General features: G+C 34.3%; 13 protein-coding genes. 7 read left to right on the top strand and 6 right to left on the bottom strand.

The window, feature by feature from the left end:
- From E0W69_RS09130 to E0W69_RS09115, 4 genes are all read right to left on the bottom strand, one after another.
- On the bottom strand, positions 1–1,896 hold the full coding sequence (locus E0W69_RS09130) for a glycoside hydrolase family 88 protein (protein ID WP_131329756.1): 1,896 nt from the start codon (positions 1,894–1,896) through the stop codon (positions 1–3).
- A gap of 11 nt (positions 1,897–1,907) precedes the next feature.
- On the bottom strand, positions 1,908–3,542 hold the full coding sequence (locus tag E0W69_RS09125; protein ID WP_131329755.1) for a glycoside hydrolase family 28 protein: 1,635 nt from the start codon (positions 3,540–3,542) through the stop codon (positions 1,908–1,910).
- Positions 3,543–3,648: 106 nt separating this feature from the next.
- Positions 3,649–4,614, bottom strand: a complete 966-nt coding sequence (locus tag E0W69_RS09120) for an alpha/beta hydrolase (RefSeq protein ID WP_191968019.1) — start codon at positions 4,612–4,614, stop codon at positions 3,649–3,651.
- Positions 4,615–4,777: 163 nt separating this feature from the next.
- Positions 4,778–5,563, bottom strand: coding sequence for a pectinesterase family protein (locus E0W69_RS09115; protein ID WP_131329753.1), 786 nt, complete (start codon positions 5,561–5,563; stop codon positions 4,778–4,780).
- Positions 5,564–5,774: 211 nt separating this feature from the next.
- Here E0W69_RS09115 and E0W69_RS09110 point away from each other — a divergent pair, with 211 nt between their 5' ends.
- Complete coding sequence (locus E0W69_RS09110; RefSeq protein WP_225321462.1) at positions 5,775–6,746, top strand: pectinesterase family protein; 972 nt, start codon at positions 5,775–5,777, stop codon at positions 6,744–6,746.
- Between the two features lie 12 nt (positions 6,747–6,758).
- On the opposite strand, the gene E0W69_RS09105 is transcribed toward E0W69_RS09110, so the two are convergent.
- Complete coding sequence (locus tag E0W69_RS09105) at positions 6,759–7,775, bottom strand: LacI family DNA-binding transcriptional regulator (RefSeq protein ID WP_131329751.1); 1,017 nt, start codon at positions 7,773–7,775, stop codon at positions 6,759–6,761.
- Positions 7,776–8,063: 288 nt separating this feature from the next.
- Here E0W69_RS09105 and E0W69_RS09100 point away from each other — a divergent pair, with 288 nt between their 5' ends.
- The 6 genes from E0W69_RS09100 to E0W69_RS09075 all read left to right on the top strand — a co-directional run bounded on the left by E0W69_RS09100 (position 8,064) and on the right by E0W69_RS09075 (position 13,718).
- A complete protein-coding gene (locus E0W69_RS09100; protein ID WP_131329750.1) occupies positions 8,064–8,516 on the top strand; it encodes a carboxypeptidase-like regulatory domain-containing protein in 453 nt (150 codons plus the stop codon).
- A gap of 163 nt (positions 8,517–8,679) precedes the next feature.
- Entirely contained in the window at positions 8,680–10,149 is a 1,470-nt protein-coding gene (locus tag E0W69_RS09095) for a DUF4957 domain-containing protein (RefSeq protein ID WP_131329749.1), read from the top strand.
- A 12-nt stretch (positions 10,150–10,161) separates the two neighbouring features.
- On the top strand, positions 10,162–10,929 hold the full coding sequence (locus tag E0W69_RS09090; protein WP_131329748.1) for a rhamnogalacturonan acetylesterase: 768 nt from the start codon (positions 10,162–10,164) through the stop codon (positions 10,927–10,929).
- Between the two features lie 15 nt (positions 10,930–10,944).
- Positions 10,945–12,435, top strand: coding sequence for a glycoside hydrolase family 28 protein (locus E0W69_RS09085; protein ID WP_131329747.1), 1,491 nt, complete (start codon positions 10,945–10,947; stop codon positions 12,433–12,435).
- Positions 12,436–12,556: 121 nt separating this feature from the next.
- Entirely contained in the window at positions 12,557–12,937 is a 381-nt protein-coding gene (locus tag E0W69_RS09080; protein WP_131329746.1) for a rhamnogalacturonan lyase family protein, read from the top strand.
- 7 nt (positions 12,938–12,944) lie between these two features.
- Complete coding sequence (locus E0W69_RS09075; protein ID WP_131329745.1) at positions 12,945–13,718, top strand: rhamnogalacturonan acetylesterase; 774 nt, start codon at positions 12,945–12,947, stop codon at positions 13,716–13,718.
- 17 nt (positions 13,719–13,735) lie between these two features.
- On the opposite strand, the gene E0W69_RS09070 is transcribed toward E0W69_RS09075, so the two are convergent.
- The gene (locus tag E0W69_RS09070) at positions 13,736–14,776 is read right to left on the bottom strand and encodes a winged helix-turn-helix domain-containing protein (RefSeq protein ID WP_131329744.1); all 1,041 of its coding nucleotides are present in this window, start codon (positions 14,774–14,776) and stop codon (positions 13,736–13,738) included.
- Between the last annotated feature and the right edge of the window lie 399 nt (positions 14,777–15,175).

The following is a 15,175-nucleotide window of genomic DNA, read 5'->3' as shown; positions in this document are numbered from 1 at the left end:
TTATAGTTTTGAGATCCATTTAACTAAATCCTTTGCTGCTTGAAAATTTTGATAGTCTGCTGGCAGTTTTCGACCATCGACGTATTCGTTATACAACCAAGGGTCGCCTACTGCAAATACGGTACCTTTCCCAAATTTTCGGCCGACCATAACTATGTCACCTTTATGAGAAAGTATAGATTTAACATTTTTGGTGTCGTTGATTTTAAAAGTAGAAATCTCTTTTATGTAAATCTTTTTTGTATTGGGGAAAACTTGATTGTTGGTAGGGATTTCGATTGCTCCTTGTTCAAATTGGTGTCCTTGTACTTTATTTTTCAAATCCATATTGAATTGAAATCCAAATTTTTCTGCCAATATATTGAAATGTGTTAGATCGCAATTGCCGGAATCATTTGCTAGTAAGATTAATTTACCTCCATTTTTTACCCAATCTGAAATTATAGTTGCATAATTTTCGGACATATAGTTAGGTGATTTCGTTTCTTTTGCATTGTCTGGATCAACTATAATAAATACGTTTGCTTTAGAAAGATCAGACGTTTTTGGCTCTGTTTTTAAAGTTGCCCAACGATAACCGTTATCATTCCAAACATTTCCCCAAAATGAAAATCCGTTATTGTCTTCTTCCGCCCATAAATAATGAAATGGCTGCAAACCAAACGGTGATTTGATATATTCATTATTGAAAAAATTGTCCAAAAGTACTGTTCGCTTGATGGGTTTTATAGTGTAGGATTTGTCAATCTCGTCTGCGGCTAACAAATATGCCCCAATTCCTTTTAGGTCATTAGTTACTACTTTTTCACTCATATAGTATTCAAAACTACCATCACGATATTTTTTTCCGCCAAGACCAGAAACTGAAACTGTGCCATTCAGATTGGTTTGTCCATCCTTGATCTCAATAAATTCTTTTTCAATTGCGGAGAATCCTCTTCTAGCGGATTTCAGATAATCACTAGGAAGATATTGTTTGAGTACTCCTTTAGCCAAAGTATAGACAAACATACTAGATGCTGATGCTTCTGGATAATTGCCAGATTTATTTTCCAAATCCAATATGTCATACCACAAACTATTTTTTTTACTTTGAACTTTAACTATAGATTTGGCGCAATTATTCAATATTTTCAATAGTTGTGGGCGTTTTGCATTATTTTCTGGTAAATAGTCCAATATATCCACCAACGCCATCATATACCATCCCATCGCTCTTGCCCAAAAATGAGGAGAAAGTCCTGTATTGGGATTCGACCATTTTTCTATTTTGGTTTCGTCCAAACCGTGATACATCAATCCTGTTATAGGATCTGTAGTTTTCTCTGCTATGTAAATAAATTGATTGACAACATCATCAAAAACAGAATCTTTGTTTGCCATCGCTGCATATTCTATATAGAAAGGTTGCGCCATATACAAACCGTCTAGCCAAATCTGATTTGGGTAAATATTTTTATGCCAAAATCCTCCACTATTAGTTCTAGGTTGCTGTTTTAGTTGGTTCCATAGTTCGGTTGCAGCTGTGAGATATTTTTTTTGCAAAGTAACTTTATACAAAAGCAATAAAGCACGCCCATTTTTAATATTGTCAATGTTATAGTCTGCAATATTGTAGGTTTTTATATGACCATCCGCACCCAAATAAGGATCTATACAGTTCTGAATATATTTTAAATAGTCTCCATTCGCACTTGATTTCCACATGGATGCAGCTCCTTCCAATACGACACCCATATCGTAAGACCAACGCAATTTAGGCTCGTGCGTACTCGTGTCTATATATTTGGATAGCAGTTGCATTGATGTTTGCAATAGCGCATCTTTATGCGATTGCTGTGCACAAATAGAAACCGATGAGAAGATAATGCCTATATGTAAAAATAACTTTTTCATACATTCAACTATTATTTAGAAAATGTTATTGCATCCTTAGGAACACCACTACCAAACTTGATCAATTCGTTTGTATTTGTTTTCTCAGTATTGGAAACTATAATTGCTTTGGTTTTTGGTCCTGTAAGGCTAAATAAATTTTTTGTATTGGCAGGATATTTCAAATTATTAAAAGAAATATGGGAACTATTGTCAATCCAAATAATAGTATCCGTATTAGAGGTTAATAAAGTAAGATTAGATATCGAAATGTTCTGAGCTTCCGTACATTCAATTCCAGAACTAGCTTGTATAGTCATGTTTTTCATCTGAATATTTTTGATATTCATTTCAGGCAAACCTCTCATAAATATGCCTCTCTTAGCACCATTTACAACCACATTTTCAATATCAAAATTTTTGAATTGTGGTGTCGCATCTGTGACAGGATAAGTTTGTATAGTAGGATCTCCTTGTCCATCTTTCGGATCCTTTGCCATATAGTACATATCAAATAGAATCGCATCAAATTGGATATTGGTCATCGTAATGTTCTTTATGTGAATATTTTCCACAATACCTCCACGACCTCTTGTCGTCTTAAATCGCAGGCCAATATCCGTACCGATAAACGAACAATCTGATACCCAAATATTTTTCGCACCACCGCTCATTTCACTCCCGATAACAAAGCCGCCATGCGCATGATAAACGATATTGTTACGGACAATTACATTCTCCGTGGGAACTCCACGTTTACGACCTTCTTCGTCACGACCAGATTTTATACAAATACCGTCATCACCCACATCGAAACGGCTATTTTCTATCAATACATTTTTGCAAGATTCGACATCGATACCATCGCTATTTTGGGCATTCCACGGATTTTTTACCGTAATATTTCTAACAATAAGATTGTTTGTCATTAAGGTGTGTGTCGTCCACGCAGGCGAATTCTCTATGGTAAAATCTTCCAATAATACATTATTGCAATTTGTTAAAACCAAAAGATTAGGACGTAAATAATCCTTAATGTCTTCATAGTCCTTAGCTGTTTTGCCCGATTCTATTTTTCCTGGATGTTTAGTTTGACTACCTTTTATTGATTTTTCTGATGGATACCATGTTTTACCATCTGCACTGAGTACTCCGCCATTTTTTACTTTTTCTTTCCATTCCGCATCAGTGAGTTTATCTTTTTTGATCATGCGCCAAGCATCTCCATTGCCATCAATAATACCACAACCAGTAATTGCGATATTTTGCAAATCAGTACCCGAAATTGGAGATTGGTTGCGCCACGCAGGAATGCCTTCCCAATTTCCTTGAACTAAAGAATATTGGTTAAAATCTTTTGTAAAAAGTAAAACTGCATTGGCTTCGAGATGTAGATTGACGTTGCTTTTTAACTTTATTGGGCCTGTGAGCCATAATCCCGTTGGAATATTGACAACGCCACCACCTTGAAGGCTACAGTCATCAATACTTTTTTGAATACTTTTTGTATTTAAGGTCAATCCATCAGCGACCGCACCATTTTTAAGGATATTGATTGTATCTTTTTTGAAGGTTGGTTGTTTGATTATTGGTTGTGGGATCAAATGTCCCATGCCCAACACCCATCCAATCCCCCATATTTTTATGTCTACTGTGGAAACTTTCATTCTTACCTTTTTTCGTTATACTTACAATCGTTAGTCGTATGGACAAATTTAAGGTTATAGACCTATAATCGACTCAAAAATCTATGCAATCGATGCCAATTGCATTTTATTGAAATGTTTGATTTATAAAGACAACTATTGTCTTTGATACTTGATCAAACCATGGATGAAACAACCAAAATGGGTGTGGAGTATCGGGAATTTCTATGGTTTCTGTTTTTATTTTATTTTGTTCCAATATATTTATGAAATCATCTCGACCACCATGAAATCTAGGTATTGAACTATTGATAAATAACGTCGGTACGGATTGGGAGCTGGCATACGTTAAAGGAGAAGCCTGATCCCATAATTTTTTGTTTTCCGAATAAGAATAACCCAACCACTTCGCTGCAGCGGAGCTATGGGAAGTATCAGATCCCTTTTCTTGGGATTCTGGATGTACGAAAGATAATACGCCATCGACATCTATCAACGCTTGTACATTAGAACTATAATTATTGATTTTTTCTTTTTCAAATAAGGGTAAATTGCCCGTGGTGCTCACAAGAGCCGCGAGTTGCCCGCCTGCCGAAAAGCCACATATCGCAATCTTATTCGTATCAATAGCATATTTTTTCTCATTTGATTTTATCCAACGAATGGCGTTTTTTAGATCATAAACCGCTATTGGATAAAGAGCTTCCGTGGATAGTCGGTAATCAACTGTAATACCGATAATGTCATTTTTGGCCATTTCTTGTGCCAATGGAATATTTTGAGAACGATTGCCTGAGCTCCAACCTCCTCCAAAAACAAATAAGACTACTGGTCGTTTTTTTCTACTTGATTTTTTAGGAATGGTAATATCTAAATACAAATTGCGATCTGATGTTTTGCTATATACAACCCCTCTTTTGGTTGAGATATTAATCGTGTCACTAGCGTAAGCAATTTCTATATAGGGTCTTTTTTTTACCTCTTTTTTAAATACACTATAAATGGTGAATGTCGTATCTGGGACATGTGTTTGCGCAAAACAAATAGTATCTAACATCACTAAAAATATAGGCCAATATATTTTTAAATTCATTTTACTAATATTTCCAATTGGTAAAAATATTTTCTTTGGTGTAATTACTCGCTTGTAGAGCATCTAATTGATGCGACCATTTAACACGACCATCAGGATTAGCGCCAGCTCCAACACTTTTATATTCTGCAAAGAAAGCGGTAAGTTCATTAGAAGTTTTCCCTCAATTATTCCAACCAATGGGTCTAACTGCAGCCGGAATAGTACATTCCAGAAATACGACTTTGGCATAGGGACGCCAAGGACGACCAAGATCGAAATTATTGTCAGCAGCTTCCGCCGTCAGAATACATTTATGGAAAATATAGCCATTTTTAACAGAGTCAAGTGTGGATGCCGCAGTATAGTATCCTGCGTTTTTACCTTTGATATTGCATTGTTCAAACCACGCAGTCGCATTTCCAAAAATAAAATCGACAGTTCCTTCAATATAACAATGATCAAAATATTGTCGACAATTACTGCCATTGGCATATAAGGTATCTTGAAAACCCAGAAAACGACAATTTTTAAATTTCTGTCTATCATTATTCGTTTTAACGGCAACTGCCTGTCCTATTGGACCCGCGCTGTTTTCAAACGTAATATTTTCGGCGGTAAAATCCGTTGCATCAATCAGTACTGTATACGAACCACTCGTTCCTATTTGTTTGCCCGTACTGTCCTTTTTTTGTGCATAGTCGTCATAAGTAATGATTGTATTTTGTACGTCTGTTCCTAATAACTTAATAAGATTTTTGGATATTGGGATGTGAATTTTTTCTTTATAAACGCCGGGTTTTATTTCAATAATGATTGTGTCTTTATTATTGTCTGGTATTGCATTAATCGCATCTTGTATTTTATTATAATTTCCTTGCTGATCTTTGGATACAATGATTGATTTATGTTGCGCTTGAAGTGGTGAAAAAAATAATATCCATGTAATAAGGCAAATTATATATTTCATATGTTATTTGTTTTAAAAACTATAACAAGTTTAACGTATTTTATTGAGTATAAAAATAGGATTGTTTATTAAATTCGCTCAATCGTTTTCGGTAACGATTGCAAAGATATTTTTTTTAAAATTTTGATATATTTACTAATATTATTTAACTCATAAAGGAAACGATAGTATGTCCTATTCTTTTCGATACCTTCGCATTTGCCAATTTATTTTGTTTCTATTATTTGTTTCAAATATAGTTCGCGCGCAGAAAGCTACATTTAAAAATCGTTATGTAGTAGATAAAAAAGGAAACGGAGATTTTTTAACGATTCAAGATGCTGTTAATGCTGTTAGAGACTTATCTCAACAAAGGGTTACAATATTTATAAAAAATGGTGTTTACAAAGAAAAAATTATAGTTCCACAACAGAAATCCAATATTACATTATTGGGAGAAAATAAAGATAGTACGATAATTTCTAATGGAGATTATTCAGGAAAGGTGCGTATGGAAGGACGCGATGCTATGGGATTGACAAAATTTTCGACTTATACTTCGTATACTGTTTTGGTTCAAGGACAAAATTTTATAGCTAAGGATTTGACTATTGAAAATACTGCAGGGCGCATTGGACAGGCGGTTGCATTGCATGTGGATGCAGATCGAGTACAAGTAATTAATTGTAGGTTGTCGGGCAATCAAGACACGCTTTATGCGGCGGAAGGACGCCAATATTATCAGGATTGCATTATTGAAGGAACCACGGATTTTATATTTGGAAAAGCAATTGCTATTTTTAGTAATTGTACAATTGTGAGCAAACAAAATTCTTATATAACGGCGGCATCATCCGATCCTGAGCAGAAATATGGTTTTGTTTTTTTTAAATGCAAACTAATGGCCTCCGATAATACGGTTAATCAGGTATTTTTGGGGAGACCTTGGCGACCTTTTGCCAAAACAGTATTTCTAGACTGTAATATGGGGGGATTTATACGTCCAGATGGTTGGGATAATTGGAGAGATACTACAAATGAAAAAACGGCTTTTTATGCAGAATATCATTCTACTGGCTCCGGCGCAAATCTATCAAAACGAGTTAAGTGGTCATATCAACTAACGTCAAAAGAAGCCAAATTATACTCAATTAATAACATCTTTAATCTCAATGACACATGGATTCCATCTCTTAAAGAATAGATGCGTGGCATTCTATTCGCCAGAATAATGAATAATCTCGCTTTGTAGTGCAATCGTTTTGAACTCTGTAATTGGGCGTTTTGCTTCTATCAATTCTAATAATAATTGAGTGGCGATTTGTCCCATTTCGAATGCAGGTTGATATACAATATCGACTTCTGCAGCTACAAGCTCAATAAGATTGGAGTTGGTAAATCCTACAATTCCTAGATGACGTAATTTTTCTGGATTTGTTCTTTTTAATGCTAATAATGAACCTGTTGTTTGACGGTCATTTGCAATAAATAAACCGTCACAATCTGTCTTTGTTATATCTTGTATTACATGTTGTAAATCTAATGCGATATTACCAGTTTCTCTAGTATATCGTACAAGATTGGGATCAAATTGAATTCCATATTTTTCTAATGCGGCCTTATAACCAGCCAATCTTTCCATCATATTAGGTAAATGAGCGGAATTGGTTATATGTACAATTTTCTTTTTGCCTTTTTTTAGTAAATTTTCGGTGATCGTAAAAGAACTTTGATAATTGTCAATAACAACCTTATGAGTATTAATCTCATTGGTTATTCTATCAAAAAACACAATCGGTAATCCGCTTGCTTGTAAATCTTTTAAATAATTTATATCAGTAGTATCAGCTGATAATGCAACGAGTAAACCATCTATTGCTCTTGACCCGAAATTTGAAATAATCATTTTTTGCAACTCAAATGATTCGTGCGTTTGAGAGATGACTACTTGATATCCTTTTTTAATTGCAATAGCATCTACGCCATCAATTATTTGAGAGTAAAAATTATTGGCGATTTCACTCAAAACAACACCGATGGTATAAGTACGCCTTTCTTTTAAAGATAGTGCTATAGGATTGGGTTTGTAGTTAATTTTGTTAGCATATTCAAGTACTTTTTGTTTTGTCTCATCACTAATTTCATAACTATCTCTCAAGGCTCTTGAAACCGTAGATGTAGATAATCCTAAGGTCTTTGCAATGTCTTTAATGGTAGTGATTTCTCTTTTCATATAGGAACAATTCTATCGCAATATACTTTATTTATTCAATGAAATTGATGTGTTATCGTTATCGGTAACGATTGCGGAAATTTTACAACTAACGCTTGTTTGTATATTGAATTCATTTACTAACATTGCTAAAAGAGATTGCTTGTTGCATTGTTTGCTTGATGTTTTGAGAAATTTAACTGCAACCTATTGTAAAATCAAATTTTTATCATTAATAATAGTAACTATATTTCTAATTGTTTACGTGGAGTGATTCTTTTTTTACTTTTTTGTTTACCAACTGCACTCTTGAGTCAAAAAGTAAAAATAAATGGTGTTATTACAACTGCTAAAAATCGTGAGCCATTATCTGGTGTCACGATTTCCTCTATTCTCTCTGGAAAAAATATTGGAATGAGTGATTCCTCTGGAAAATACAAAGTATCTATTAATGATGCCGATTCTTTGTTGAAGTTTTACCATGTTGGCTATGCAAGTTTTGTTTTAAATATAAAAAATACCCAATCTTATAATGTACAATTAGTAGATTCAAGTTCCAATCTTGATGAGGTTGTTGTTGTAAATATTGGCTATGGAACAGTTAGAAAAGAAGCGATAACTGGAGCCGTATCCTCTATTTCTTCTAAAGATTTGGCAGATTTTCCGGTAGGTACAGTCGCAGATGCATTGTCTGGAAAATTAGCGGGTGTTTCTGTAAAAAGAACGGAAGGCGCACCTGGCGCAGATTTTACGTTAGGGTAAGAGGGGGCAGTTTCTTAACGGGTGATAATGCACCATTGTACATAGTAGACGGTGTACAAATGGAAAACGCCCTATCCATATTATCTCCTAGCGAAATTCTAAGAGTGATTTAAAAGTTTCTTCAGGCGAGACTTTTTCCACTTTAACTTGGACTGCGCCTCTAATGTCTAGTGGGAAATCTTTGTCATATACGGTAGATATTGCTACTGATTCTACTTTCGCTACAGTCAACTTTACCGCCGTAACAGATAGTTTGCAATTAACCGTGACAGATGATTCATTGAAAATTAAAACGCATTATTATGCGCGAGTCAAGGCAAATGCGACAAGTACACAACCAGAATCTAATTATTTAAGGACCTCATCTTATTTTCAGATTACTGGTTTACAACTTTTTTGGGCAGTAAGGGATAATGAATTAAAAGAAAATAGTGTGGTGCTTCGTTTTGTCCCTACAACTGGTCTAAGTTCGATTGTTTTATCGCACAAAGATGCAAGTGACTCAACGATTAGTTTAAGTGCAACAGATGTAAATGCTGGTTTGAAATCCATAACAGGTCTACTGGCGGCCACCTCGTACACCGCCAATTTGTATTTAGGAACACGAAATGTGGGAACTATCACATTTACAACACTTGCCAAAACAAACTACTCAATTATTTTGAATCCATCTGATGATCTGGCATCCACTATTGCGGCTGCGTCCAATAATGCTATAATAGGTTTGAATCCAGGAACATACTCAATAACTACGCTCGCGACGTTTATTACGCAAAAAACGATTACATTGAAATCTACCTCTGGAAATCCTACAGATACAAAAGTAAATATCAAGGAGTTGGATTTAGAGGGGACTGGTGCTGGTCTGATCTTGTCGGGGCTTGAGATAGATGGAACATCTGGCGGAGCTTCTTATATTGTTAATTTGATCGGTTCGCAAGCCACTAATGCTAGTGCAGCGATATTTACTACTATTTCGATTGATAATTGCACTATTCATGGAGCCGCGAATTGTCTTGTAAGAGGTGATCGAGGAACAACCGCCAATACACAGCAGATAGGAACAATTACAATCAATAATTCTTTGATTTACGATATCGGCTCAAATGGGAGTTCTTCCTATTATCTATTCAACTTTACAAAACTACAGTTTACAGCAATAAATATCACAAAATCAACACTATATAACTGTGGTCCAGGTTTGGTTATCGCAAGTACGGTTTTAACGGGAACTCCACCAAGTGTAACGATAGATCATACTACTTTAAATGGTTGGGGTGGTGCTGCGAAATATTTATTGTTGGATGCCAATACCAATCCTGTTAATTTCACATTAAAGAATTCCATTTTTGCCAATTCTCCAAAATCGGGAACTGTAGTAGCTGCGGCGCTCAGATCATCAGGCTCAGGAGCAACGACATCCATTGCAAATTGTAACTATTTCGGATTATTGTCGGCTTTATCTGGAGGCACTTCACTTACATTTCCAACAACTGTTTCCATGTCATCAAACCAAAGCGTAAATTTGGGATGGACTTCTACGACAACGGATTTTACCTTGCCCGCTATATCTACGTTACGAGCAGCAGCAGATGATGGCAAGTCGATTGGAGATCCAAGATGGACTTATTAATATAAAAAAATTATGAAAAAAAAATCATACTTCGCTGGTGTCTATTTGATGATTATTGTGGTATTGGCATTTGTGCCAATAAAAAAAGATATCACAGTGTATATGATTGGTGATTCGACGATGAGTATTAAGAAGCCTACCGCCTATCCCGAAACGGGCTGGGGAATGGAGTTTCCAAAATATTTGAAAAAAGGAATCATTGTAAAAGACTATGCACTGAATGGAAGAAGTACGAAATCTTTTCGTAAAGATGTGGATGAAAAAAACAATACTATAATAGATCATTGGCAGCACATTTTGGATGGTTTAAAACCAGGAGATTATGTGATTATTGAATTTGGTCATAATGACGAAAAAGTAGAGAAACCTTTAATCGGAACAAATGTGGACGAATTTAAAAATAATCTAATCCGATATATTTTGGAAACCCAATCTAAACATTCGATTCCTATTTTAATGACTCCCATTGTACGCCGAACTTTTATAGGTGATAAGCTGCAGGATACACATGGGAAATATGCAGATGCAGTAAGATTTTTGGCGGATTCTTTGCATGTCGATTTTGTAGATATGCAAAAACTTTCATCTGATTTAGTTGGTAATTTAGGGGCGCAAAATTCTGTAAAACTATTTAATCATGTGGATAGTGGACATGTGAATTATCCTACAGGAAAAAAAGATGATACTCATTTAAATCCTGAAGGCGCTTATCAAATCGCGGGATTAGCTGCAGAGGGTATAAAGAAATTAAACATTCCCTTATCCCAATTTGTCAAATAATCCAAATCTTGAAATATGACTTATAAAAAAACGTATTTGTTACTTGGTGCCTTTCTTTTTTCTTCGGTCAGTTTTGCACAAAAAAAAGACCTTGACAATTATATACAAAACGCTCCTTTCAAAATGCCAGCGATAGTTTTACCCACTATTCCTAACCACGTTGTCAATGTTGTAGATTATGGCGCGATCGGTGACGGTAAAACATTAAATACGGAAGCTTTTGCAAAAGCGATTACAGCATTGGATAAAGAAGGAGGTGGTCAACTACTAGTACCTAAAGGTAATTGGATTACAGGGCCGATTGAGATAAAAAGTAACATAGATTTTCATGTAGATGAAGGAGCATTGGTACAATTTTCTAGTGATATTTCACAGTTTCCTATGTATGAAACTTCTCCAGGTAAATATGATGTAGTTTCTCCGATATGGGGAAATAATTTGCATGATGTATCTTTTACTGGAAAAGGGATTTTTGATGGCGCTGGTGGTTCATGGCGTCCAGTGAAAAAAATGAAAGTTACCAATGCACAATGGGATAGTTTACAAAATGTTGGAGGTGTTTTAAGTGACGATGGAAAAATATGGTGGCCAACTGCGGCGGCTAAAAATGGGGAAATTTTATCTAAATCAATTACAAAAAATAAAGATGCTACGCTTGCTGATTATCAACAATTGCATGATTTTTTACGTCCTAAAATGTTCACGCTTTCTAAAGTTAAAAATCTATTGTTGGATGGACCAACTTTTCGTAATTCGCCCAATTTCGTGATTAATCCAAGGCAAATTACCAACTTGTTGATTCAGAATGTAATAGTTTACAATCCAGGTTGGGCGCAAAATGGTGATGGGATCGATATTAGTGCTTCTGAAAATGTAGTTATTTACCGTACAAAAGTAAATGCAGGTGACGACGGTATTTGTATGAAGTCAAGTGGATTCAAAGAAGGTAAAGTTGGTTTGCAAAATGTCTTGATTGCCGATTGTATTGTCAATGAGGGACATGGAGGATTTGTTATAGGAAGCAATACGGATGGAGGTATGAAAAATATCTATGTTACTAATTGTGTTTTTGAAGGTACGGATAATGGTATTAGAGTTAAAAGTAATTCAGGTAGAGGAGGGGATGTGAGCAATATTTATATTGAGAATATTGCCATGCCAAAAATAAAAAATACGGCAATACTATTTGATACTTACTATGATGATGCACCTATTGGAAGTACGAATAAGTCAAGGGCTGCACAACATTCTGGCGATAAAATTCCTTTTTTTCATGAATTTCATGTGACTAACGTTGTTTGTAATGATGCTAAAATTGCATTTCAATTTAGAGGATTACCTGAACAACCAATTCAAGATTTATATTTCAAAAATATAGTTATAAAAAGTAGTGAAACCATTACAGGTGAGCAAGCAAAAAATATTGTATTCGATAATGTTTTGATAAATGGAGGTAAAAATTTTGAGATTCCTAGTTCGCTTAAGGATGCTATTATAATTAAGTGATAAGATTCTTAACTACTATATAGTCCGATGATTCATCGGACTTTTTTGTTTCTAGGATGGAACAGCTATTGGAATTGCTCCTAGGTCTGTAAATTTTAAAATTTGGTGGGATGGGGATGATATGACGGAGTTGTTAGATGGAACGAAAATTCAGAAATGGGATTCTAAGAATAGTAAAATAAATGTGTTGTCTGATTTTTCTAAATATGATTGTGTCGCTAATAACGGAACTAAAAATACGCCGGCACTTTGTGCTGATTTATTTGGAGATTGGAGAGAAGAAGTGATTTATAGAACAAAAGACAATAAGCATTTGCGTATCTTTTCCAGTGCAATCCCCACGGATAGACGTTTGTACTCTTTGATGCACAATCCCAAATATCGACTAAGTATAGTCTGGCAAAATGTGGGTTATAATCAGCCTGCTTATGTTGATTACTATCTTGGAGATAAAATGTCCAATCCTCCGAATCCCAATATAAAAATTGTAAAATTTAAATAAAGAAGAAATGAAAAAGATAAATTGGCTTTTTGCATTAGTCGTTTTGATTACATTATTTGCATTTATTCGACCTAAACCTGCTTTATTCATTATTGGAGATAGTACAGTTAGAAATGGATCAGGCAGTGCTAAAAATGTATTGCAAGGGTGGGGGAGTTATCTCGGTAATTATTTTGATTCATCAAAAATTTATGTTGAAAATGATGCTATTGGTGGACGTAGTTCGCGCTCTTTCATTGGAGAAGGTCGATGGGATTCTGTTTTAAATAAAGTACAAAAAGGTGATTTCTTACTTGTTCAATTTGGTCATAATGATAGTGGACCTTTGGATGATACGGCAAGAGCAAGGGGGTCTATTAAAGGCATTGGAGAAGAATCCAAAGATGTCTACAATCCTGTACTAAAGAAAAAGGAAACGGTGCATACCTATGGATGGTATTTAAGAAAATATATTAAAGATGCAAAAGCCAAAGGTGTATATCCTATTATTTGCTCACCTATTCCCAGGAATGATTGGAAAGATGGTAAGGTCTTGAGAAACAATGATAGTTATGCTTTGTGGGCAAAACAAGTTGCTACCGAAGAAAAAGTTCCTTTTATTGATCTAAATAATGTTTTGGCAGATGACTATCAAAAAGAAGGTAAAGCATATATTGCAAATTTCTTTCCGGAGGAGCATACTCATACCAATGAGGCTGGTGCACGTTACAATGCTAAAGTCGTGGCTAATCAGATAAGACTTATTCAATCTTATGATTTGAAAAAATATTTGTTGCCTTAATTTATAGTTAGATTATTTTAAATGGAAGCTCTTTTGAATACTGAAAATGGAACGGCAATATTCTCTACTTTATTATTTAATATAAGGTCTGCAGCCTTTTTTCCCATCCATTCAAAATCAGTTGAGAATGTTGTAATTCCATTTAAAATAATTTTTTTTAGCCCGATTTCATTATAAGATATGACTCCTATGTCTACTCCGACAGTCCAATTTTTTTCTAGTGCATATTCAATCAAAAGGACTAAGTCTTGCTCCATGAGCGTAATATATAGATTGTCTTTAGCAAGGTCATTTAATTCTAGTTTGGATAATACACTATAGTCCATCTGTTCTTCCTTGCAAAAATTAATCAAACCAGTAATGATTTCTGTCGGATGATATGTCTTTTCAGGAAAAACGATATTGATTTTTTTATAAGGACTGATTGCTGTTTTAAGTGTGCCCAATGAAGTGAAAATGTCTTTTTCAAAATCCTCATATACTGTACTGTAATTACCAATTACACTTTCTAATCTTTTATCCAATAGTATGAGTTTTTCTTTGGGCAAAGTATTGATCAATTCTATCGCCTTGTCTTCCATGCCTAAAAAGTGTGGGATAATTACATAGTATGCATAATTTCCTTGCTTAACTTTTTTTTCAATAATTTTTTTAAATTGATGGTAATCGTTGTTATAGATATAAAAAGAAATTGGATAATTATCGCCTAATGCATTAACAAACGCGTCATAGATGATTTTTTTATGGGTGCTTAATTTATTAAAAATCAATAGGATTCCTGAAGACAAATTGATATTATTATCCAAAACAAAATAGCCCTTGCCCGGAATTGAATCTAAAATATTTAGTTTTTTAAGTCTTTTATAAGCTTTTTCTATCGTATCTCTTGATAATTCTAATTCATAGCTTAATTCGTTAATCGATGGGAGAGGCTCTCCAGTATCCAAATATTTATCTTCAATAGCTCGACTAATCGCATTTGCCAACTGTACATAGAGTGGCGTTGCGGAGTCGAAATCTATAAAAAGATATTTATAATATAATGACTTATCTATCATATTGGCAACCAATCAGGAATTTTTCAAATTTATTCTATTTATTATTTGTTGTCAAATAAATTTAAACTAAATCTTAAGTTGTGTTTTTACTTCTGCAAGTTTTTCGAGAGTGCTTGATTTTGTTTAGCTAGTTAATTCATTTAGAGATAAATCAGAAATGCCTTTAATTTCAACATAAGGATAATTTACTCATAATAATACTTTCTGCAATATTATTAATATTGAAATCAAAAATCTCTCTATTTTTAGGTTTGGTTATGATTAATTTATTCAAAAATAATTGATATTCTTAAGTGTAGCATATTTACATTTTAGATTAACAAAAGTGAATATTAAATAAATTCCTAATGGCAAAGGATACTTGAGTTTAATGGCTTATATTCGGTTTTTGGTTAAATT

This window comes from Rhizosphaericola mali, assembly GCF_004337365.2.
GTDB classification, from domain to species: domain Bacteria; phylum Bacteroidota; class Bacteroidia; order Chitinophagales; family Chitinophagaceae; genus Rhizosphaericola; species Rhizosphaericola mali.
The sequence above is the reverse complement of the archived record's forward strand: the minus strand, read 5'-3'. Positions and strand labels throughout refer to the sequence as shown.

Excerpts from the sequence above, each read along its gene's own strand:
- E0W69_RS09105 (WP_131329751.1), bottom strand. The coding sequence starts at position 7,775 with ATGAAAAGAGAAATCACTACCATTAAAGACATTGCAAAGACCTTAGGA.
- E0W69_RS09070 (WP_131329744.1), bottom strand. The coding sequence starts at position 14,776 with ATGATAGATAAGTCATTATATTATAAATATCTTTTTATAGATTTCGAC.
- E0W69_RS09120 (WP_191968019.1), bottom strand. The coding sequence starts at position 4,614 with ATGAATTTAAAAATATATTGGCCTATATTTTTAGTGATGTTAGATACT.
- E0W69_RS09085 (WP_131329747.1), top strand. The coding sequence starts at position 10,945 with ATGACTTATAAAAAAACGTATTTGTTACTTGGTGCCTTTCTTTTTTCT.
- E0W69_RS09095 (WP_131329749.1), top strand. The coding sequence starts at position 8,680 with ATGTCTAGTGGGAAATCTTTGTCATATACGGTAGATATTGCTACTGAT.
- E0W69_RS09075 (WP_131329745.1), top strand. The coding sequence starts at position 12,945 with ATGAAAAAGATAAATTGGCTTTTTGCATTAGTCGTTTTGATTACATTA.
- E0W69_RS09115 (WP_131329753.1), bottom strand. The coding sequence starts at position 5,563 with ATGAAATATATAATTTGCCTTATTACATGGATATTATTTTTTTCACCA.
- E0W69_RS09080 (WP_131329746.1), top strand. The coding sequence starts at position 12,557 with ATGACGGAGTTGTTAGATGGAACGAAAATTCAGAAATGGGATTCTAAG.
- E0W69_RS09125 (WP_131329755.1), bottom strand. The coding sequence starts at position 3,542 with ATGAAAGTTTCCACAGTAGACATAAAAATATGGGGGATTGGATGGGTG.
- E0W69_RS09090 (WP_131329748.1), top strand. The coding sequence starts at position 10,162 with ATGAAAAAAAAATCATACTTCGCTGGTGTCTATTTGATGATTATTGTG.
- E0W69_RS09130 (WP_131329756.1), bottom strand. The coding sequence starts at position 1,896 with ATGAAAAAGTTATTTTTACATATAGGCATTATCTTCTCATCGGTTTCT.